Source organism: Pseudomonas sp. NFPP04, assembly GCF_900113815.1.
GTDB lineage: Bacteria > Pseudomonadota > Gammaproteobacteria > Pseudomonadales > Pseudomonadaceae > Aquipseudomonas > Aquipseudomonas extremorientalis.
This window is the reverse complement of sequence record NZ_FOQS01000007.1, coordinates 231,764-251,756: the sequence shown is the minus strand read 5'-3', so window position 1 is coordinate 251,756 and position 19,993 is coordinate 231,764. Positions and strand designations below refer to the sequence as shown.

Genomic DNA, 19,993 nt, shown 5'->3' with positions numbered 1-19,993 from the left:
CATCATGCTTGGGTATGGCGCAGCGGAAATGCCACGGCGCCGGGTCAATTCAAAAAAGTGTTGGCTCATGGCTTGGCGCTCCAGCCACCGACAGGGGCGGCAAAACGATAGACCATGGGGCGTTTTTCACCATCGGCACGTGGGCCGAAATTGTTGTCCAGACCGATCCAGGCGCCATCGGCGTCCACCACCAACGCTTCGGCCAGGCCGTAGGGCTGATCGTATCGGCGTTGCGGCGTGAGCATCTCGGAAGCAAATGACCAGCATTGCTCGACAGCCCCTGTGACGGCATCGCGGCGGCACAGCTGGTATTGGCTGCTTTCGAGCGTGAACAATTTGCCCTGAAACAGCGTCACATCCGAAAAATTCCTGGCGACCGCCTTGGCCTTGGGCACCTGGGCAGGCTGCATCTCGGTGCCCGCCTCACTCAATAACACGCACGGACCATCGCAGTCCCACAGGCTTTGCGGACGCTTGATGGAAATCAGGCCACGCCGTTCACGCTCAGCCGCCAGCCAGATCTGATTGCCTTCAGGATTGATCGCCAGGCCTTCAAACAATGCATTGAAGTGCAGCAACAGGCCGCTGGCCCGGGCCTCACGCACCATGCCCGGTGCGATCCTCAACCAGTCCGGCGCCCCCGTAACCGGCACTTGCAGCACCGCCGCATGGGCTTCGCTGACAATGTAGCGGTTACCGGCGGCATCGCAGGTGATACCTTCAAAATCCAGGTCGCCACCGCGAATGAGCGAGGCTGCCTTGGTGCGCGAACGCAACCCCCAGGGCAAGCCGGACTCGGGCACCGGCGGCACGTCGATCTTCACGGTTTCGGCCTTCCAAGTCGTCTCGCTTGTATCCAGGCGGTAGATCTGGTCGTCATCACGATCGGAAACCGTCCACAACTCGTTACCGCACAACGCCAGGCCCGACAGGTTGCCGCCGCGCATGCCGTCCACCGGGTGTTCGGACACCAGCTTGAGCTCGGCCGCAGGCGCGGCAGCCACCTGGGCGGCCGCCAAACTGCTCAACATCAGGATCGCCAGGGCGAAACCTGTGCGCATCAGCCCAGAACCTCGGCCAGGTTGCCTTTGGATTCCAGCCAGGACTTGCGGTCCGGCGCGCGTTTCTTCGCCAGCAGCATGTCCATCATTTCCGAGGTGGCGGCGAAATCGTCGCCCAGCGTCAACTGCACCAGGCGCCGGGTGTTCGGGTCCATGGTGGTTTCGCGCAGTTGCGGCGGGTTCATTTCACCCAGGCCTTTGAATCGCGTGACCTGTGGCTTGCCGCGCTTCTTCTCGGCCACCAGGCGGTCGAGGATGCCATCGCGCTCGGCTTCATCCAGGGCGTAGTAAATCTCTTTGCCCAGGTCGATCCGGTACAGCGGCGGCATGGCGACGTAGACGTGGCCGGCATCCACCAGCGGGCGGAAGTGCTGGACGAACAGCGCGCACAACAGCGTGGCGATGTGCAGGCCGTCGGAGTCGGCGTCGGCGAGGATGCAGATCTTGCCGTAGCGCAACTGGCTCATGTCCGCCGCGCCCGGGTCTACCCCAATGGCCACGGCGATGTTGTGCACTTCCTGGCTGGCCAGGACTTCGCTGCCATCGACTTCCCAGGTGTTGAGGATCTTGCCGCGCAACGGCAGGATCGCCTGGAACTCCTTGTCCCGCGCTTGCTTGGCGGAACCGCCGGCGGAGTCACCTTCCACCAGGAACAGCTCGGAGCGCATCGGGTCCTGCCCGGCGCAATCGGCCAGTTTGCCGGGCAATGCCGGACCCTGGGTGATGCGTTTGCGCTCGACCTTCTTGCTGGCCTTCAAGCGACGGCCGGCGTTGTTGATCGCCAGCTCAGCCAGGGCCAGGCCCAGTTCAGGGTGCTCATTGAGCCACAGGCTGAACGCATCCTTGACCACCCCAGAGACAAACGCCGCCGCTTCACGGGACGACAGGCGCTCTTTGGTCTGGCCGGAGAATTGCGGCTCCTGCATCTTCATCGACAGCACGAACGCAATGCGCTCCCACACGTCTTCCGGCGCCAGCTTCACCCCGCGTGGCAGCAGGCTGCGGTATTCGCAGAATTCGCGCATGGCATCGAGCAGGCCCTGGCGTAAGCCGTTAACGTGGGTGCCGCCCTGGGCCGTGGGGATCAGGTTGACGTAGCTTTCCTGCACGCTATCGCCGCCCTCGGGCAACCACAGCAGCGCCCAGTCCACGGCCTCTTTATTACCGGCCAGGCTGCCGCAGAACGGCTCGTTGGGCAGGCGCTCGAAGTCGCTGACGGAGTCTTCCAGGTACGAACGCAGGCCGTCTTCGTAATGCCACTCGACCTTCTCGCCGGTGCCTTTGTCTTCAAAGGTCACCAGCAGGCCCGGGCACAGCACGGCCTTGGCCTTGAGCACATGCTTGAGGCGGCTGATGGAGAATTTCGGCGAATCGAAGTATTTCGGGTCCGGCGCGAAGTACACGCTGGTGCCGGTGTTGCGCTTGCCAACGGTGCCGATCACTTCCAGGTCGGTGGCTTTGTAGCCATCGGCAAAGGTCATCTGGTACTCGTTGCCGTCGCGCTTGACCTTGACCCGCACCAGCGTGGACAGGGCGTTGACCACGGAAATACCCACACCGTGCAGGCCACCGGAGAACTGGTAGTTCTTGTTGGAGAACTTGCCACCCGCGTGGAGCTTGGTGAGGATCAGCTCGACGCCCGGCACCCCCTCTTCCGGGTGGATGTCCACCGGCATGCCGCGACCATCGTCGGACACTTCCAGGGAGTGGTCAGCGTGGAGAATGACATGCACCGACTTGGCGTGCCCGGCCAAGGCTTCGTCGACGCTGTTGTCGATGACTTCCTGGGCAAGGTGGTTCGGCCGACTGGTGTCGGTGTACATGCCGGGGCGTTTGCGCACCGGGTCGAGGCCCGAGAGGACTTCGATGGCGTCGGCGTTATAAGAGCTAGCGCTGGGAGTGGCCATGGGGTCTCGTCGTGAGTCGTTCGATTAAAAAATGACCTGCGACTTTACAGTGCAGCAAAGTCGAAGGATTGATACTGATCTGCGCCAATACCGGCAAAGCTCAAGATCGCCGGTAATTGCCGGGCGAAACCCTGGTAACCATGGTCGCCGCCGGCCTGGATGCGCAAGGCACAGGCCCGGTAATACTGCTGGGCGAGGCGATAATCCAGGGTTTCATCCCCGGTCTGCAACCACACCTGATACCGCGCGGCGTCCTGGGGCGCCGGGACTTCCAGTTCGGCCAGGGCCGTCACGTGGTCGTGGGTCAGCTCCCAGGTTTCATCGGTGTAGAGGTTCTTCTGGGTGCCCAGGTAACCGTCGAACATCCGATGGGGGCTGACCGCCGGGTTCACCAGCAATGCCTTGAGGCCATGGCGTTCGGCAAGATGGGTTGCATAGTAGCCGCCGAGTGAGCTGCCGACCAGCAGTGGCCGACCCAGTTCGGCAATCGCGGCTTCCAGTTGAGGAATCGCCTGACGGGGATGGTGATGCAGGGCCGGTACACGCAGTTGCCCGGCCAGGCCAAGGTTGTCCATCACGGTGATCAGCTGGCTGGCCTTGTTGGACGCCGGCGCGCTGTTGAAACCGTGGATATACAGGATCGAAGCGGACATGCCGGGCTCTCCATGACTCAGCCAAAGAGGCGCAGTTTACAGGGATCGAAGCCGTGTGTGATGACCTCAGCCCTCAATACACCGAAGATCCAATGTGGGAGTGGGCTTGCCCCCGATAGCGGAGTGTCAGGCACTGTTAGATGTGACTGATCCACCGCCATCGGGGGCAAGCGCCCTCCCACAGTCAATAGCCGTTGCTGCCGTAGTCCACGGTAAATTCGAAGCCCTGGACACGCTCCACCCCGGTCTCCAACCGTCCGTCGGCGTGCAGGCGCAGCCAGCGGTAGCCCGGTGCCTGTTCACTGACCTTGAAATCCTCGCTGCCCGGCGCGAACTGGATGCAGGTGGACGGCGACGCCAGCAGGCGCACGCCGTTGCGCTCGTGGTCGATTTCCTGGTGCACATGCCCCCACAGTACTGCCCTCACCTGCGGAAAACGGTCGAGCACCGCAAACAGGGCCTCCGGGTTGCGCAGGCCAATGGGTTCCATCCAGGCGCAACCGATGGACACCGGATGATGGTGGAAGCACACCAGATGGTGACGGTTCGGCGCTTCGCTCAGGGCCTGGGCGAGCAGTTGCAATTGGCTGTCCTGCAAGTAACCGGGCACAGAGCCGGGTACGGCGGAGTCCAGCAGGGTGACACGCCAGTGGCCGATATCGACCACCGACTCCAGCAAGTCGCTGTGCACGGCGGCGTGGGCCATGATCTGCGGCTCGTCGTGATTGCCAGGAATCCAGCGCGTCGGGGCGCCAATGGGCGCCGTCATATCGCGAAACTGCTGATACGACTCCAGTGTGCCGTCCTGGGAAAGATCCCCGGTGGCTAACACCAGATCAATGCGTGCCTGCTGCGCACGCACCAACTCGATCACCCTTTGCAGGCTGTCACGGGTGTTCATGCCCAACAGCGTGCCATCGGCCTCGGCAAACAGGTGGCTGTCGGACAGTTGCACCAGCAAGGCCGGTGCATCGGGGCTCACGGTGGATACGCTCGGCAAGGCGCTCTCCCAAGGCAATCACAGGAATGGACGTTTGGCGTGATTATGCTGGGGCAGGACACAAAGAGGAAACCCAGGAAGCGGACGCAGTTCACATCTACCGCACGGCTTCGAACTCATGGCCCAGGGCCAGGCAGTGACTCAACCATTCACCGAGGAACACATTCAGTTGTGCTTTCTCGTCGGGCTGGTGCATGAACACGTTGGGGTAAGGATAGATGCTGCGAAAGCGCCGCGCATGTTCGGCGCTGATCACTTCGGCCATGCGTGCGTCGTGGTACACCTGCACTTCCAGCTGCGGCACCGGCAGCCAAGGCAGGCTGTGCTCCTGGCGCACGCGCAGGGTGGTGGTGTACGGGCAGTTGACGATCACTTCCAAGGCCAGCACGCCGAGCATCTGGTCGCCATGGGTCACGCCGATACGCCGCGCCTCGGGGGCGTGACGCATGTCGGGGAGCAGGCGCATCAGCCGCGCATAGTTGGCCTCGCAGGCGGCTTGCAGCCCGATCAGGTCGACTCGATAACGTTCCCGTGCCTTTACTGCCATAACCCCCTCACTTCCGCGCGATTAAGCGCAAGCCACTGCAGGGCGATAATGCTGGCTGCGTTGGAAATTTTGCCGTCGCGCACCGCTTGCAGGGCATCTTCGAAGGCCCACACGGTGACGCGGATATCTTCAGCTTCTTCTTCCAATCCATGGACGCCCCCCGCACCCGAGCTGTCGCAACGGCCCAGGTACAAGTGGACAAATTCGGTACTGCCACCGGGCGACGGGAAATATTTGGTGATCGGCCACAGCGCGGAGAATGTCAGCCCAGCTTCCTCCTCGGCTTCGCGGTGTGCAACCTCCTCCGGCTCTTCATCCTTGTCGATCAGGCCGGCGACCATCTCTACCAGCCACGGGTTGTCGGTACGCCCCATGGCGCCGACGCGGAACTGCTCGATCAGCACCACTTCATCACGCTGCGGGTCGTAGGGCAGCACGCACACGGCATCATGACGAACAAAGACTTCACGGTTGATCACCCGGCTCATGCCGCCATCGAACTTCTCGTGGCGCAGTTGCACGCGATCAAGCTTGTAGAAGCCCTGGTAGGCATTGTCGCGCTGAACAATCTCGATTGTGCTCGGCGTCGATTTTGCAAAATCCGTCATATCCCTTCCTCGTTGAGCCTGCGCAATTGGCGCCATCCTAACGCGCTCATGCCTCTGGATGCAGCCCCTTTCCAGTTGCCGGGATAGACGGCGGGCGTCAAACACACTCTAATCAGCTTAGTGGCGAACTGACTGCCGTGCTGGCAGTCGAAGCTCCACAAATTTCGCTCTTATCGATAGACGAAGGACTTACATGTCGCTTTTAAAAATCGCCTCCGTGGCCTGCATCGCATTGACCCTCGGCGCGTGCCAGAGCCTGTTCCAGCCGAGTTACAAAACCCCGGTGGAAGCCACCCGCGACGCCACCGAGCAAAGCAAGCCGGGCTGCGCCAGCGCCGATTGCCCGCTGGTGAATATCGACACCGTGCACTTTGCCAAGGAACCCAAGCTGGACGCATTGATTGAACAGCGCCTGCTGGAAATGACCCAAAGCGATCCCCTGCCGACGAGCCTGGAGACCTATCGCGAGCAATTCCTGAAAACCGCCGCTCCACGCAACAGCATGTACTTGCAGGCCAAGGTACGTGAACAGCATGACGGCTTGGTGATCATCGAATTGTCCAGCTACCTGGACCAGGGCGCCACCCACGGCGAGCCCGGCCGTGCGTTCATCAACTATTCGCGCCAGCGGCAAAAGGCCCTGACCCTGACCGACATGCTGCTGCCCGGCAAGGAAGATGCGTTCTGGAAAGCCGCCCAGGTGGCCCACAACAGCTGGCTGATCAGCACCCGCCTGAGCCTGGAGCCGGAGTATGTGAAGACCTACCCCTTCCAGAAAACCCCGAACGTGGCGCTGACCTATGGGGGCGTGATCCTCAAGTACCCTACCAACACCATCGCGCCGTACGCCCTGGGCCACGTCGAATTGCAGATACCCTATTCACGCCTGGACGGCATCATCCAGCCTGAGCTGGTGCCTGCACGCCGCTGAAGGCTTTAGCCAGAATTAACTGCAACAGCCCTGCCAGCACCAGCGCCGGCAGGGTCGCGCCGATGTCCGGATACAGATTGGCCAACAGGTGATACGTCGCGACGCCGCCCAGCCAAGCCAGCAGCGCCGGCCAACGCAGGTTGGCGACAGCACCCTGGCCACGACGACGCAGGATAAAGTGATCCACCAGCACCACGCCGAACAGCGGCGCGAACACCGAGCCGATCAGCAACAGGAAGTTCTGGTATTGGGCCAGTGGTGCAAAGCAGGCGATGAGCGTGCAGATCACGCCGATGGCCAACGCCAGGTGCTCCACCTTCAAGCGCAACAGCACGCCGCTGGAAACCGCCGCCGAGTGAATATCGGCAAAGGCATTTTCCGACTCATCCAGCAGGATCAGCAGCAGCGGAATCCCCAGGCCAGCCCCGGCCAGCGCCAGCAACAGCGCATTCACCTCACCGCTCGGCGCAAACGCCAGGGTGTAGGCCACGCCCAGGCTCATCAGCCAGAAATTACCGATAAAGAAACCCAGCGCCGTGCCGCCGAACACGTTTTTGGCGCGCTTGCCGAAGCGTGAGTAATCGGCAATCAGCGGCAGCCATGACAGCGGCATGGCAATCGCGATATCAACGCCCACCGCGAACGGCATCGAACTGTCACCGGCGTTGGCCCAGAGTGCGGCGAGGTCGGCTTTGGCGAACAGGTTCCAGGTCAGCCACAGGCAGGCGGCGAGCAGCAGCCAGATACCCCATTTGCGCAGGACCTGACGCACAAACGTCAGTGGACCGCTGACCGCCAGCAAGGTCGCCAGACCGCCGAAGAACAGCGTCCACAGCAATGGGCTGGCCAACAGGCTGCCGTCGCTGAATGCTCGCGCGCCCAACAGGCTCGCGGCGTCACGCATCACGATGATTTCGAACGAGCCCCAGCCGATCAGTTGCAGCAGGTTGAGCAACGCCGGCAGGCTGGCGCCCTTGGCACCCAGGCTGAGCTTGAGCGCGGCCATGGCGGACAGGCCGGTATCGCTGCCGATGACGCCGACGGCGGCCAGCAGCAGGACGCCGACCAGGGTGCCGAGGAAAATCGCCAGCAACGAACCGGACAAGCCCAGGCCCGGCGCCAGCAAGGCGCCGGTCTGCAGGACCATCAGGCCGATGCCGAGGGAGAACCACAGGGAGAACAGGTCGCGGGCGCCGAAGACTCTTTTGTCGCTCGGCACTGCGATATCGGGGGAGTAAGTACTCGGTTGAATGCTCAAGGGGGTTATCTCTGAGGAACATTTGTTGTTTGTCGGATCGCTATCGGGGGCAAGCCCCCTCCCACAATTTGAGTAATGTGGGAGGGGGCTTGCCCCCGATAAGGCCGGTACAGGCGCCTACGATCTCGAATCAGACCTTTTTGTAGAGCTGACTGCCTTCCTGCTTGAACCGCTCCGCCTGCTCGGCCAGGCCCTTGGCAACGTCCACGTCCACCGCTTCAATGCGCTGGTTGGCCGCGTACTCACGCACTTCCTGGGTGATCTTCATCGAGCAGAACTTCGGCCCGCACATCGAGCAGAAGTGCGCGACCTTTGCCGAGTCCTTCGGCAGGGTTTCGTCGTGATAGGAACGCGCGGTGTCGGGGTCAAGGCCAAGGTTGAACTGGTCTTCCCAGCGGAACTCGAAACGCGCCTTGCTCAAGGCGTTATCGCGGATCTGCGCGCCCGGATGACCTTTGGCGAGGTCCGCCGCGTGGGCGGCGATCTTGTAGGTGATGATCCCGGTCTTCACGTCATCCTTGTTCGGCAGGCCCAGGTGTTCCTTGGGCGTGACGTAGCAGAGCATGGCGCAACCGAACCAGCCGATCATCGCCGCGCCGATGCCGGAGGTGATGTGGTCGTAACCTGGCGCGATGTCGGTGGTCAGCGGGCCGAGGGTGTAGAACGGCGCTTCGTCGCAGCACTCGAGCTGCTTGTCCATGTTCTCCTTGATCAGCTGCATCGGTACGTGGCCAGGGCCTTCGATCATGGTTTGCACGTCGTGCTTCCAGGCGGTCTTGGTCAGTTCGCCCAAGGTTTCCAGCTCACCGAATTGCGCGGCGTCGTTGGCGTCGGCAATCGAACCCGGGCGCAGGCCATCGCCGAGGGAGAAGCTGACGTCGTAGGCCTTCATGATTTCGCAGATTTCGTCGAAATGCGTGTAGGTGAAGTTCTCTTTGTGGTGCGCCAGGCACCACTTGGCCATGATCGAGCCGCCACGAGACACGATGCCGGTGACGCGCTTGGCGGTCAGCGGCACGTAGCGCAGCAACACGCCGGCGTGGATGGTGAAGTAGTCGACGCCCTGCTCGGCCTGTTCGATCAGGGTGTCGCGGAACAGCTCCCAGGTCAGGTCCTCGGCGGCGCCGCCGACTTTTTCCAGGGCCTGGTAGATCGGCACGGTGCCGATCGGCACCGGCGAATTGCGGATGATCCATTCGCGGGTTTCATGAATATGTTTGCCGGTGGACAGGTCCATCACCGTGTCCGAGCCCCAGCGAATGCCCCACGTCAGTTTGGCCACTTCTTCTTCGATGGACGAACCCAGGGCGCTGTTGCCGATGTTGCCGTTGATCTTCACCAGGAAGTTACGGCCGATGATCATCGGTTCCAGTTCGGTGTGGTTGATGTTGGCCGGGATGATCGCGCGGCCGCGGGCGATTTCTTCGCGCACGAATTCGGGGGTGATGATCTTCGGCACGCTGGCGCCAAAGCTGTGGCCGGCGTGCTGCTGGTCGAGCAGGCCACTGGCGCGGGCTTCTTCGAGCTTCATGTTTTCGCGGATGGCGACGTATTCCATCTCGGCGGTGATGATGCCTTTGCGCGCGTAGTGCATCTGGGTGACATTGGCGCCGGCCTTGGCACGACGCGGGTTCTTCACATGGGCGAAGCGCAACGCGGTCAACTCGGCGTCGCTGAGGCGCTGTTGGCCGAAGTGCGAGCTGAGGCCCGGCAGGCGCTCGGTGTCGCCACGCGCTTCGATCCACGGCGAGCGCACATCGCCCAGGCCTTTGCGCACATCGATGATCACGTTGGGGTCGGTGTAGGGGCCGGAGGTGTCATACACGGTAACCGGCGCGTTGATCTCACCGCCGAAATCGGTGGGGGTGACGTCCAGGCTGATTTGTCGCATCGGTACACGGATGTCCGGGCGAGTGCCTTCTACGTAGATCTTCTGCGAGCGGGTAAAGGGCTGCACGGAGCCGGAGTCGACTTTGGCCGACTCACTCAAATGCACGGTATTTTTTAATTTTGTAGTCATCACGGGCTCCAATATCCAGGCGGTGGATTATTGTCGGAGCGAACCTGTGACGGACGGACGCACTGGAACCAGTGCTGTGCTTGGCGCACGAGGCTGTTCGATTGTCGAACAACATCCCGGACGAAGCACAAGAGGACTCGCCGGGTGACGAGAAATCTTGTTCCCTACGCAGGCGCTAACCTGATCAGGTTCAACGGGATCCGGTATTTACCGATCTCAGCCTTCCAACAAGGCACCCCGACAAGAACGCGGCCAGTCTAGACCATGCCGTGGGCAAATTGCCAATGGCGGTGCATTCAGCGTGATGAATGGCGTGATTGCGGGATTGTTGCGCCGAGTCAGCACCACTACACTCGGTTGCCGCCACAATGCTTGACGCCAGGAATGGCCGGCCTTAGCCTTGGGCGCTAAATTATCATCGTAATATTCAAACTAGGGATCGCCTCATGCTGCGCAAACTTTCACTGGCTTTTGCCGTGTCTTGTGCGACCAACGGAATGGTCTGGGCAGCTGAAGCGCCCTTGTCCGCCAAAACCGACCTGATCAGCGTCTACCAGGAAGCGGTGGACAACAACGCCGACCTGGCCGCCGCCCGTGCCCAGTACGGCGCGCAAAAGGAAGTGGTGCCCCAGGCCCGCGCCGGCCTGCTGCCGAACCTGACCGGCGGTGCCGATATCAACAACGTGCGCACCCAGATCGACACCCCGGCCGCTACCGCCAACCGCGATGCGCACTCCTGGCGCGCCACCCTGAGCCAGCCGCTGTTCCGTGCCGACCGCTGGTTCCAGCTGCAAGCCGCCGAGGCCACCAATGAGCAGGCGGCATTGCAACTGTCGGCCACCGAACAGAACCTGATCCTGCAAAGCGCCGAAAGCTATTTTGCCGTGCTGCGCGCCCAGGACAACCTGGCCTCGACCAAGGCCGAAGAAAACGCGTTCAAGCGCCAGCTGGACCAGTCCAACGAGCGCTTTGACGTGGGCCTGTCGGACAAGACCGACGTGCTGCAATCCCAGGCCAGCTACGACACCGCCCGCGCCAACCGCATCCTGGCCCAGCGCCAGGTCGAGGACGCTTTCGAAGCGCTGATCACCCTGACCAACCGCCAGTACAACTCGATCCAGGGCATCGTCCACACGCTGCCGGTGCTGCCGCCGCTGCCGAACGACGCCAAGGCCTGGGTCGAAACCGCCGGCCGCCAGAACCTGAACCTGCTGGCCAGCAACTACGCGGTCACTGCCGCCGAAGAAACCCTCAAGCAGCGCAAGGCCGGTCACGCGCCAACCCTGGACGCCGTGGCGCAATATGAGAAAGGCGACAATGACGCCCTCGGTTTCAGCAACCCGAACGCCTTCGGCACGCCGTACCGGGGAGATGTGGAACAGCGCACCATTGGCCTGCGCCTGAGCATCCCGATCTACAGCGGCGGGCTGACCAGCTCGCAGGTGCGTGAGTCCTACTCGCGCCTGGGCCAGACCGAGCAGCAGCGCGAAGGCCTGCGCCGCCAGGTGGTGGAAAACACCCGCAACCTGCACCGCGCGGTGAACACCGACGTGGAGCAGGTACAGGCGCGCCGCCAGTCGATCATCTCCAACCAGAGCGCGGTGGAAGCCACGGAAATCGGCTATCAGGTGGGTACGCGCAATATCGTCGACGTGCTCGACTCACAGCGCCAGCTCTACGCGTCGGTGCGCAACTACAACAACAGCCGCTACGACTACATCCTCGACAACCTGCGCCTGAAGCAGGCGGCCGGCACCTTGAACCCGGGAGACCTGCAGGACCTGGCGCGCTACCTCAAGGCTGACTACAACCCGGACCGCGACTTCCTGCCGCCGGACCTGGCCAAGGCTGCCGCCGAGCAGCTCAAGGCCCGCCCCGGCAACTGAATCCACTGCAACCCCCCTCCCACATTGAGTCAGGTGCTGATTCAGTCAGCCAGCAGTCGACCCAGGCCATCCAGCAACCGCTTCAACGCGCCCTGGTTGGCCTGCATCACCCTGAGCCCCGCCTGTGCCATCTTGCGCGCATCCTGCGGCAGTTCGAACAACTGGCGCACGGCTTCGGCCAACCCTTCTGCGTCGTCCACCGCGCGCAACGCCCCGGCTTCACGCATCATCGCGGTGATTTCGAGGAAGTTGAACACATGTGGCCCCATGATCACCGGCAAGGCCAGCGCCGCCGGTTCCAGAGGGTTGTGCCCACCGGTCGCCACCAGGCTGCCGCCTACGAAAGCGCTATCGGCCAAGGCGTAGAGAAACAGCAACTCGCCCATGGTGTCGCCGAGCAGTACCGACGTGTTCGCGGTGACGGGTTCGCCACTGGAGCGACGCACCGTGGCAAAACCCTGCTGCTCGCACAGTGCGAACATCGGGCCGAAGCGCTCCTGATGGCGCGGCACCAGAATCAGCAGGGCGTTGGGGTAGCTGTCGAGCAGTCGGCGATGGGCGGCCAGCACCACCTCATCTTCACCTTCATGGGTACTCGCTGCGATCCACACCGGACGCTCGCTGGCGCCCCATTGCGCGCGCAACGCGGCGGCGCGCACCGGCAACTGGGGGTCGATGGTCAGGTCGAACTTGATCGAGCCGGTGACTTCGACGGTTTCCGGCCGAGCCCCCAAATCCAGGAAGCGCTGCGCTTCGGCTTGCGTCTGCACAGCGAACAGGCTCATTTCGGCCAACATCGGCGCCGTCAGCCTGGCAAAGCGCCCATAGCCCTTGGCCGAACGCGCCGACAACCGCGCATTGGCCAATGCCACCGGAATCCCGCGCCGGGCGCAGGCGTGGATATGATTGGGCCACAGCTCGGTTTCCATGATCACCGCGAGTTTGGGCTGTACACGATCAAGAAAACGCTTGGCCGCGCACGGCAAGTCATACGGCAAGTAGCAGTGCTGGATTCGCGGTTCATTGGCGAACAACGCCTGGATACGCTCGGACCCGGTCGGCGTCATGCAGGTGACGGTGATCGGCAGCGTCGGATAACGCTCCAGCAACCCGCGCACCATAGGCGCAGCGGCAATGCTTTCGCCCACCGACACGGCGTGCACCCAGATCCCACCCGGCCGCATCACCGGCAAGCCATAGGAGAAGCGCTCGCCGACGCGCTTGGCATAGGCCGGCGCCTTGCGCGCGCGCAGCCACAGACGTAAAGCCACCAAGGGCAGCGCCAGGTAAAACAGACAGCTGTAGAGAGTTCTATTCATGGCGGCGGAGTTTATCGGCTTTTTCAGTCGATCGCCTGCAAGCACTCGGCAAATCGTTTGGCCAGGAAGCGCGCTGCCGGCCCCAGATGTTCGTCGCGCCGCCAGACCAGCTCGACCACCAGGGCCGGCGGCGTCCATTCGCTGTCCAGTTCGACCATCTGTTGCTGGTAGGTCGGGTATTGCACGATATGCCGCGGCAACCAGGCCCAGCCCAGGCCACTCATCAGCCATTCGGCCAGCACGTAGAAACTGTCGGCGCGCCACACCAGCGGGCTGGCGGCTTCGCTGCCGGGGTAGACACTGGTCTGGGTCGACATCAGCAACTGGCGGAACTGCGCCAGGTGCTGGCACGTTACATAGGTTTGCTTGGCCAGCGGGTGATTCACACCGCACACCGTGACCATCTCCACGCTGCCGACCACGCGCCGCTCCAGGGCTTCAGGGATCTGGTCGTGATAGAACAGCAGGCCCAGGTCAGCCTTGCGCTCCACCAGCTTGCGCGCCACATCACCCTGGGCCGCGCTGGACAACTGTACCTCCAACAACGGGTACTGCCCGGCCAGTGCCTCAAGACTATCGAGCACTGGCTGGAACAGCATGGCTTCATCCTGGGCCAGGCGCAGGCAGGCCTCTTCACCACGGGTCAATGACAGTGCCCGGCCATTGAGTCGCTCGCACTGGCGCAGCACTTCGCGCGCTTCTTCCAGCAACACACTGCCGGCTTCGGTCAGCCGGGGCTGGCGGCCGCTGCTACGCTCGAACAGGCTGACGCCCAGGTCCGCCTCCAGCATGGCAATCCCATTGCTGACCGCCGATTGAGCCTTGCGCTGCTGGCGCGCCACCGCCGAAAACGAACGCTGCTCGGCGACGCTGACAAACAAACGCATCCGTTCCAGATCCCACTGTACGCTCATGGCTCAACCCATCTTTGATTCGGATAGGTAATGACTTTACCCCATCTGACATAACTCTAAAATGCCAGCCTTAACTGACCGCTTTATCCGAGGACTGCCCCATGAACGCCGCCTACTGCTATCTGGCTATCGCCATCTGCTCGGAAGTGATCGCCACCGTTTGCATGAAAGCCATCAAGGGCTGGAGCACGCCTATCCCACTGCTGCTGGTGATCGTCGGCTACGGCGTGGCGTTCTGGATGCTGACGCTGGTGGTGCGCACCGTACCGGTGGGCGTGGCCTACGCGGTGTGGGCTGGAATGGGCATTGTGATGGTCAGCATCGCGGCGTTGTTCATCTACGGGCAGAAGCTGGATATCCCGGCGATGCTGGGGATGGGCCTGATTGTGCTGGGCGTGGTGGTGATCCAGCTGTTCTCGAAAACCGCCGGGCACTGACCACTCCTCAACAGCCTGTATACTGCACCTCTTGTCTTGAACACTGAGGTCGCCCATGCCATCCGTTATTTCCACCGACGTTCTGATTGTCGGCGCCGGGGTTGCCGGCCTCTGGCTGAATGCGCGCCTGCGCCGCCAGGGGTTTTCCACGGTGGTGGTGGAAAACGCCACCTTGGGTGGCGGGCAGAGCGTGAAGTCCCAGGGGATCATTCACGGTGGTGCTAAGTACGCCCTGCACGGCGCGATCACCGGCGCGTCCGAAGCCATTGCCGACATGCCGCGTCGCTGGCGCGAAGCACTGGCGGGTAGCGGTGAGCTGGACCTGCGCGGCGTACGCTTGTTGTCCGAGGCGCATTACCTGTGGTCCCCCGGCACGCTCGCCGGCAACCTCACCAGTTTTTTCGCCAGCAAGGCCGTGCGTGGCCGTGTTGATCAGGTCAAGGGCGACGATTTACCCGCAGCGCTGCAAGACCGCCGCTTCAAGGGCAAGGTCTACCGCCTTGCCGAGTTGGTCATCGATGTACCGAGCCTGATCGAACGCCTGGCCCAACTGGCCGGCGATGGTTTGCTCGCCGGCCAGCACATCGAACCGTTGTTGGAAGGCGACACGTTGGTGGGCTTGAAGGTGGACAGTCGCGAGATCCGCGCCCAGCGCATCGTGTTGAGTGCCGGCGCAGGTACGGCGGATCTGCTGACCGCGCTGGGCATCAGCCAGCCGGCCATGCAAAAACGCCCATTGCATATGATCATCGCCAAAGGGCCCGGCCTGAAGCCACTGTATGCCCACTGCCTGGGCGGCGGCACCAAACCGCGCATTACCGTTACCACTCACCCGGCGGCCGATGGCAACTGGGTGTGGTACATGGGCGGCGATATTGCCGAAGCCGATGGTGTGGCGCGCACCCCGCAGGAACAGATTGCTATGGCGCAAAAAGAGCTGGCGCAGTTGCTGCCCTGGATCGACATGAGCCAGACCCAATGGGCGACCCTGCGCGTCGACCGCGCGGAGCCCCTGCAATCGGGCCTGACCCGGCCCGACAACGCCTTCATCGCCGAGCAAGGCCGTCTGCTGGTGGGCTGGCCGACCAAATTGGCCCTGGCACCAGACTTCGCCGATCGGGTGATCAACAGCCTGGAGCGTGACGGCATCCGCCCAAGTGTCGGCGAGCCGCTGCCCGACCTGCCAAGACCCGCCATCGGCGTGCCTGCCTGGGAGCAACTGTTGCCATGAGCCTGCCCACCCTGCACGACCTGCACCGCCCCCTGGGCAGCACTGGCCTGCTGGTATCACCCCTGGGCCTGGGCACCGTCAAGCTGGGCCGCGACCAAGGGGTGAAATACCCCAGCGGCTTCCAGATCCCCGGCGACGACGAGGCCCGCATGCTGTTGCGCCAGGCCCGTGAACTGGGCATCAACCTGATCGACACCGCGCCGGCCTATGGCATGAGCGAAGAACGTCTGGGGCCGCTGCTGCGGGGCCAGCGCAAAGACTGGGTGATCGTCAGCAAAGTCGGCGAAGAATTCGAGAATGGCGCGTCCAGCCACGACTTCAGCGCGGCCCACACCCGGATGTCGATCGAGCGCAGCTTGAAACGACTTGAAACCGATTTTATCGACCTGGTGCTGGTGCACTCCGACGGTAACGACCTGCATATCCTCAATGACTGCGAGGTCTACCAGACCCTGTCGGCGCTGAAACAGGAAGGCAAGATCCGTGGTTTCGGCTTTTCCGGCAAGACCGTCGAGGGCGGCGTAAAGGCTCTGGAACAGGGCGATTGCGCGATGGTCACCTACAATCTGAACGAACAAGCCGAGAAAGCCGTCATTGAATATGCGGCGGCCCATGGCAAGGGCATCCTGGTGAAAAAGGCCTTGGCCAGCGGCCACGTGTGCCTGGAGCCGGGAATGGATCCAATTCGCGCCAGTTTCATGTTGTTGTTTGCGCAAACAGGCGTTGCCAGTGCTATTGTCGGGACCATTAATCCGCTGCACCTGGCCCATAACGTGGCGACCGCTGCCCAGGTCATTCGTCAACTCTGATGCCGCCGACGCGGCCGACCCCGTCGCAAGAAGGAGCCGACATGCCGCGAACGCTCATAAGAAAAAACCCCAGCAACTTCAAGACACTGCCGCTGCACGTCGAAGCCACCCCCGAAGGCCTGAGCTACCAGAGCGTCGGCATGCCGCTCAACTTTGCCCAGACCCTGCAACGGCGCAAGCCGGTGGAGGTGGCAGACCCCGAGCGTTTCGCCCTGGAACTGGCCAACCTCGGCGTGTCGGTGCGCCTGACCCTGCATTGGCAAAACAAGGATTACTGGGTGCTGGTGCGCCAGCGCCGCCAGGACCGTGGCGACGTGGTACTCAAGCTGATCTCAGGCTACGTGCCCGCCCATGAGCTGAACCTGCCGCTGCACACCGCCATCCAGGAAATTGCCGAAGAATGCCTGCTGGAGACGCCGGAAGGCTGGCTCGGCGGGCGCTTCAACGACACCTGGCTGCCGGCCCCCTACTCCGCCGCCCTGCATTACCGCGAAGCCCTGCCCTTTCGCCTCAGCCCGCTGTCCGGCGCGGCTCGCCCGGTGCGCTGCGCCACCACCCAGTTGATCGAACGCCCGCGCGCCTATGTGCACCTGCCCACGGCATCGCTGCAATTGATCTACGACCTGCGCCTGGAAGTGCCCAAGGAAGCCAAATCCCTGAGCCTGTTCCATGTGGACGAACGCCTCGAAGGCGACCAACTGGTCGCCCGCCTCGACCGTCAACGCCCGGACCTGTACCTGATGCCATTGAAAGACGGCCAGCCCCAGGCTGAGTTGTACACCGTCAAGAAAGACCAGTTGTACCCGGCGAGCACGCGAGGCTTGTACCTGGCGGAGAGCTTCGCCCAGCAGGAAGGCTGGCTGGTTCGTGAGGAGCGGATTCGCTGGAAGGATTGGCTGCGCCAGCAAGGTCTGGCAGAGCCTGAGAAAGAGTCGAAATTGAAACGCCTGGCCCAGCGGGTGCTGCGCAAGATCGTGCCGAAGAAAAAAACCAAGGCCTGACGCAAGCCAGCTCCCACAGCGATGGCGTTCAGCCTTTGAGCAAGCGCTCCAGGCCCACCTTCAACGGCGTGCGCTCCGGCAGTGTGAAGCTCGCCAGCAACCGCTGGTTGTTCGCCCGCGAATGCCGGATATCGCCGGAGCGTGCCGGCCCGTAAGTCACCGCCGGCAGCTTGCCGACGATGTCTTCCAAGGCCCGCAGCACATCCTTGAGCGTGGTGGTGCGGTTCCAGCCGACATTGATTGCGCCCAGCGGAGCTTCAGGCGCTTCAATAGCCTGCACCAGCAAATCCACCAGGTCCCCCACGTACATGAAGTCGCGGGTTTGCTCGCCATCGCCAAACACGGCAATCGGCACGCCCTGTTGCACGCGCTCGCTGAAGATACTGATCACGCCGGAATACGGCGATGACGGGTCCTGCCGTGGCCCGAAGATATTGAAGAAACGGAAGATCACCGGCTCCAGGCCATGCTGGCGACGGTAGAAATCGAAGTAGTGCTCGCCGGCCAACTTGTCGGACGCATAGGGCGTGAGCGGCGCCTTGGTGGTCTCTTCGTCGATCGAAGCCCCTTCGCCATTGTTGCCATATACCGCAGCGCTGGAGGCATACACCACACGCTTGACGCCGGCCTTGCGCATGGCTTCGCACACATTCAGGGTGCCGACGAAATTGCTCTGGTGCGTGCTGACCGGGTCATCCACCGAGGCCTGCACCGAGGCCACCGCTGCCAGATGCACCACCGCCGCTGCGCCGACAGCGGCACGGGCGACCCACTCGGCATCGGCCACATCACCTTCCAGCAGTTCGACGCGCGGATTGTCCAACGGCAAGTTACTGCGCTTGCCGGTGGAGAGGTTATCCAGTACCCGCACGCCGTAGCCTTTGGCGAGCAGCGCATCGACCAGGTGCGAGCCGATAAACCCCGCGCCGCCGGTGACAAGAACCTGCTTACTCATTGTTGCGGATCTTCTCGACAATGGCGGTGGTCGAGCTGTTCTCGACCAGGCCCAGCACCTTGACCTTGCCACCGTAGGCGCTGACGATGTCCGCCCCCACGACCTGGTCGACAGAGTAGTCGCCGCCCTTGACCAGCACGTCCGGCTTGACCTGGGCCAGCAGGTTTTCCGGGGTCGCTTCAGGGAAGCTGATCACCCAGTCCACCGCGCCCAGCCCCGCCAGCACCGCCATGCGCCGGTCGACACTGTTGATCGGACGGCCAGGGCCTTTCAGGCGGCTGACCGACGCATCGTCATTGACCGCGACAATCAGTCGATCCCCCTGGGCACGCGCCTGTTCCAGGTAAGTCACATGGCCGGCGTGCAGGATGTCGAAACAACCGTTGGTGAACACAATGCTTTCGTTGTGGGCGCGGGCATCGTCAATCGCCAGCAGCAATTGTTCGATAGTCAGCACGCCCCGCTCCGAGCCTTCGGAGCGCTGGATCGCACGGCGCAATTCAGGTGCGCTGATGGCAGCAGTACCCAACTTGCCCACCACGATGCCCGCCGCCAGGTTGGCCAGGGCCACGGCGTGGGGCAGTTCTTCACCGGCGGCAATCGAGGCCGCCAGGGTAGAAATCACGGTGTCGCCGGCGCCGGTGACGTCGAATACTTCACGGGCACGTGCCGGCAAGTGCATTGCCGGGTGGCCGGGGCGCAGCAGGGTCATGCCGTGCTCGCCGCGGGTCACCAGCAAGGCGCCGAGGTCGAGGTCGGCCATCAGCGTCGCGCCCTTGGTCACCAGATCGTGCTCATCGGCGCAACCGCCGACGATGGCTTCGAATTCGCTGAGATTCGGCGTAATCAGGCTGGCTCCGCGATAAATCGAAAAGTCCTTGCCCTTGGGATCGGCCAATACCGGAATGCCCCGGGCCTTGGCGGCCTGGATCAGTTCCTGGTGGTTTTTCAAGGCGCCTTTACCGTAGTCGGACAACACCAGCACCTTGATGCCTTCCAGCAACTGATCGACCTGACCACTCAAGGCCAGGGCGTCGGTGGCGAAGGGTTCTTCAAAATCGATACGCAGCAATTGCTGGTGACGGCTCATCACCCGCAGCTTGACGATGGTCGGCTGGTGGGCGATGCGCTGGAACAACGCCCGCACGCCGGCACCGCGCAGGCTGTTGGCCAGGCTGTCGGCGGCTTCGTCGTCGCCGGTCACGCCGACCAGCGAGGCCGGGGCGCCGAGCGCGGCAATATTGAGGGCAACGTTGGCAGCGCCACCTGGACGATCTTCGATTTGCTCGACCTTGACGACCGGCACCGGCGCCTCAGGGGAAATCCGTGAGGTACCACCATGCCAGTAACGGTCGAGCATGACATCGCCGACCACCAAGACAGGGGCTTGATCGAATCGCGGCATGGACAACTTCATGGAGCAACCCACATACAAAATGAACAGGGGCGCGATATT

Annotated in this window: 18 protein-coding genes and 1 riboswitch; of the genes, 6 read left to right on the top strand and 12 right to left on the bottom strand. The window is 62.8% G+C overall.

The annotated features are described in order from the left end of the window. Positions 1 to 65: 65 nt before the first annotated feature. From BM017_RS17235 to BM017_RS17210, 6 genes are all read right to left on the bottom strand, one after another. The gene (locus tag BM017_RS17235; RefSeq protein ID WP_092246596.1) at positions 66 to 1,061 is read right to left on the bottom strand and encodes an esterase-like activity of phytase family protein; all 996 of its coding nucleotides are present in this window, start codon (positions 1,059 to 1,061) and stop codon (positions 66 to 68) included. After that, positions 1,061 to 2,968 carry a DNA topoisomerase IV subunit B gene (gene parE, locus BM017_RS17230; protein WP_071491693.1) on the bottom strand — a complete coding sequence of 636 codons (1,908 nt, stop codon included), beginning with the start codon at positions 2,966 to 2,968 and terminating at the stop codon, positions 1,061 to 1,063. The genes BM017_RS17235 and parE overlap by 1 nt, the downstream gene beginning before the upstream one ends. A 44-nt stretch (positions 2,969 to 3,012) precedes the next feature. Then, positions 3,013 to 3,621, bottom strand: coding sequence for a YqiA/YcfP family alpha/beta fold hydrolase (locus tag BM017_RS17225; protein WP_071491694.1), 609 nt, complete (start codon positions 3,619 to 3,621; stop codon positions 3,013 to 3,015). 184 nt (positions 3,622 to 3,805) lie between these two features. After that, a complete protein-coding gene (gene cpdA / locus BM017_RS17220) occupies positions 3,806 to 4,621 on the bottom strand; it encodes a 3',5'-cyclic-AMP phosphodiesterase (RefSeq protein WP_092246593.1) in 816 nt (271 codons plus the stop codon). Between the two features lie 97 nt (positions 4,622 to 4,718). Next, a complete protein-coding gene (locus tag BM017_RS17215; protein ID WP_012721893.1) occupies positions 4,719 to 5,168 on the bottom strand; it encodes a DUF1249 domain-containing protein in 450 nt (149 codons plus the stop codon). Continuing rightward, a complete protein-coding gene (locus tag BM017_RS17210; RefSeq protein ID WP_058423483.1) occupies positions 5,159 to 5,776 on the bottom strand; it encodes an NUDIX domain-containing protein in 618 nt (205 codons plus the stop codon). Before BM017_RS17210 ends, BM017_RS17215 begins: the two co-directional genes overlap by 10 nt. 193 nt (positions 5,777 to 5,969) lie before the next feature. On the opposite strand from BM017_RS17210, the gene BM017_RS17205 reads away from it, so the two are divergent. Further along, positions 5,970 to 6,707 carry an RsiV family protein gene (locus BM017_RS17205; protein WP_092246590.1) on the top strand — a complete coding sequence of 246 codons (738 nt, stop codon included), beginning with the start codon at positions 5,970 to 5,972 and terminating at the stop codon, positions 6,705 to 6,707. Here the strand turns inward: BM017_RS17205 and cytX are convergent. Together cytX and thiC are read right to left on the bottom strand one after the other, a co-directional pair. Continuing rightward, positions 6,673 to 7,965, bottom strand: a complete 1,293-nt coding sequence (gene cytX / locus BM017_RS17200; RefSeq protein ID WP_092246588.1) for a putative hydroxymethylpyrimidine transporter CytX — start codon at positions 7,963 to 7,965, stop codon at positions 6,673 to 6,675. The two genes, BM017_RS17205 and cytX, sit on opposite strands and share 35 nt — an antisense overlap. Positions 7,966 to 8,095: 130 nt before the next feature. Next, positions 8,096 to 9,985, bottom strand: a complete 1,890-nt coding sequence (gene thiC / locus BM017_RS17195) for a phosphomethylpyrimidine synthase ThiC (RefSeq protein ID WP_071492292.1) — start codon at positions 9,983 to 9,985, stop codon at positions 8,096 to 8,098. Between the two features lie 144 nt (positions 9,986 to 10,129). Next, positions 10,130 to 10,235, bottom strand: a riboswitch (TPP riboswitch). A gap of 196 nt (positions 10,236 to 10,431) precedes the next feature. Here thiC and BM017_RS17190 point away from each other — a divergent pair. Beyond that, complete coding sequence (locus BM017_RS17190; protein ID WP_092246586.1) at positions 10,432 to 11,871, top strand: TolC family outer membrane protein; 1,440 nt, start codon at positions 10,432 to 10,434, stop codon at positions 11,869 to 11,871. Between the two features lie 41 nt (positions 11,872 to 11,912). Here the strand turns inward: BM017_RS17190 and waaA are convergent, their stop codons facing one another. Further along, complete coding sequence (gene waaA / locus BM017_RS17185; protein WP_092246584.1) at positions 11,913 to 13,190, bottom strand: lipid IV(A) 3-deoxy-D-manno-octulosonic acid transferase; 1,278 nt, start codon at positions 13,188 to 13,190, stop codon at positions 11,913 to 11,915. Between the two features lie 23 nt (positions 13,191 to 13,213). Next, positions 13,214 to 14,104, bottom strand: a complete 891-nt coding sequence (locus tag BM017_RS17180; protein WP_071492295.1) for a LysR family transcriptional regulator — start codon at positions 14,102 to 14,104, stop codon at positions 13,214 to 13,216. Between the two features lie 101 nt (positions 14,105 to 14,205). On the opposite strand from BM017_RS17180, the gene BM017_RS17175 reads away from it, so the two are divergent. From BM017_RS17175 to BM017_RS17160, 4 genes are read left to right on the top strand one after another with little or no spacing between them, the layout of a single operon-like run. Beyond that, positions 14,206 to 14,541, top strand: a complete 336-nt coding sequence (locus BM017_RS17175) for a DMT family transporter (RefSeq protein ID WP_092246582.1) — start codon at positions 14,206 to 14,208, stop codon at positions 14,539 to 14,541. Between the two features lie 55 nt (positions 14,542 to 14,596). After that, positions 14,597 to 15,772: an NAD(P)/FAD-dependent oxidoreductase gene (locus tag BM017_RS17170; RefSeq protein ID WP_092246580.1), complete on the top strand. Its 1,176-nt coding sequence runs from the start codon at positions 14,597 to 14,599 to the stop codon at positions 15,770 to 15,772. Beyond that, positions 15,769 to 16,581: an aldo/keto reductase gene (locus BM017_RS17165; RefSeq protein ID WP_092246578.1), complete on the top strand. Its 813-nt coding sequence runs from the start codon at positions 15,769 to 15,771 to the stop codon at positions 16,579 to 16,581. The genes BM017_RS17170 and BM017_RS17165 overlap by 4 nt, the downstream gene beginning before the upstream one ends. Positions 16,582 to 16,622: 41 nt before the next feature. Further along, the gene (locus BM017_RS17160; protein WP_071492298.1) at positions 16,623 to 17,582 is read left to right on the top strand and encodes a metal ABC transporter ATPase; all 960 of its coding nucleotides are present in this window, start codon (positions 16,623 to 16,625) and stop codon (positions 17,580 to 17,582) included. Between the two features lie 28 nt (positions 17,583 to 17,610). Here BM017_RS17160 and BM017_RS17155 read toward each other — a convergent pair whose 3' ends face one another. Both BM017_RS17155 and hldE read right to left on the bottom strand, forming a co-directional pair. Then, positions 17,611 to 18,537 carry an NAD-dependent epimerase/dehydratase family protein gene (locus BM017_RS17155; protein WP_092246576.1) on the bottom strand — a complete coding sequence of 309 codons (927 nt, stop codon included), beginning with the start codon at positions 18,535 to 18,537 and terminating at the stop codon, positions 17,611 to 17,613. Then, positions 18,530 to 19,954: a bifunctional D-glycero-beta-D-manno-heptose-7-phosphate kinase/D-glycero-beta-D-manno-heptose 1-phosphate adenylyltransferase HldE gene (hldE, locus tag BM017_RS17150; RefSeq protein ID WP_092246574.1), complete on the bottom strand. Its 1,425-nt coding sequence runs from the start codon at positions 19,952 to 19,954 to the stop codon at positions 18,530 to 18,532. The genes BM017_RS17155 and hldE overlap by 8 nt, the downstream gene beginning before the upstream one ends. Positions 19,955 to 19,993 lie beyond the last annotated feature (39 nt).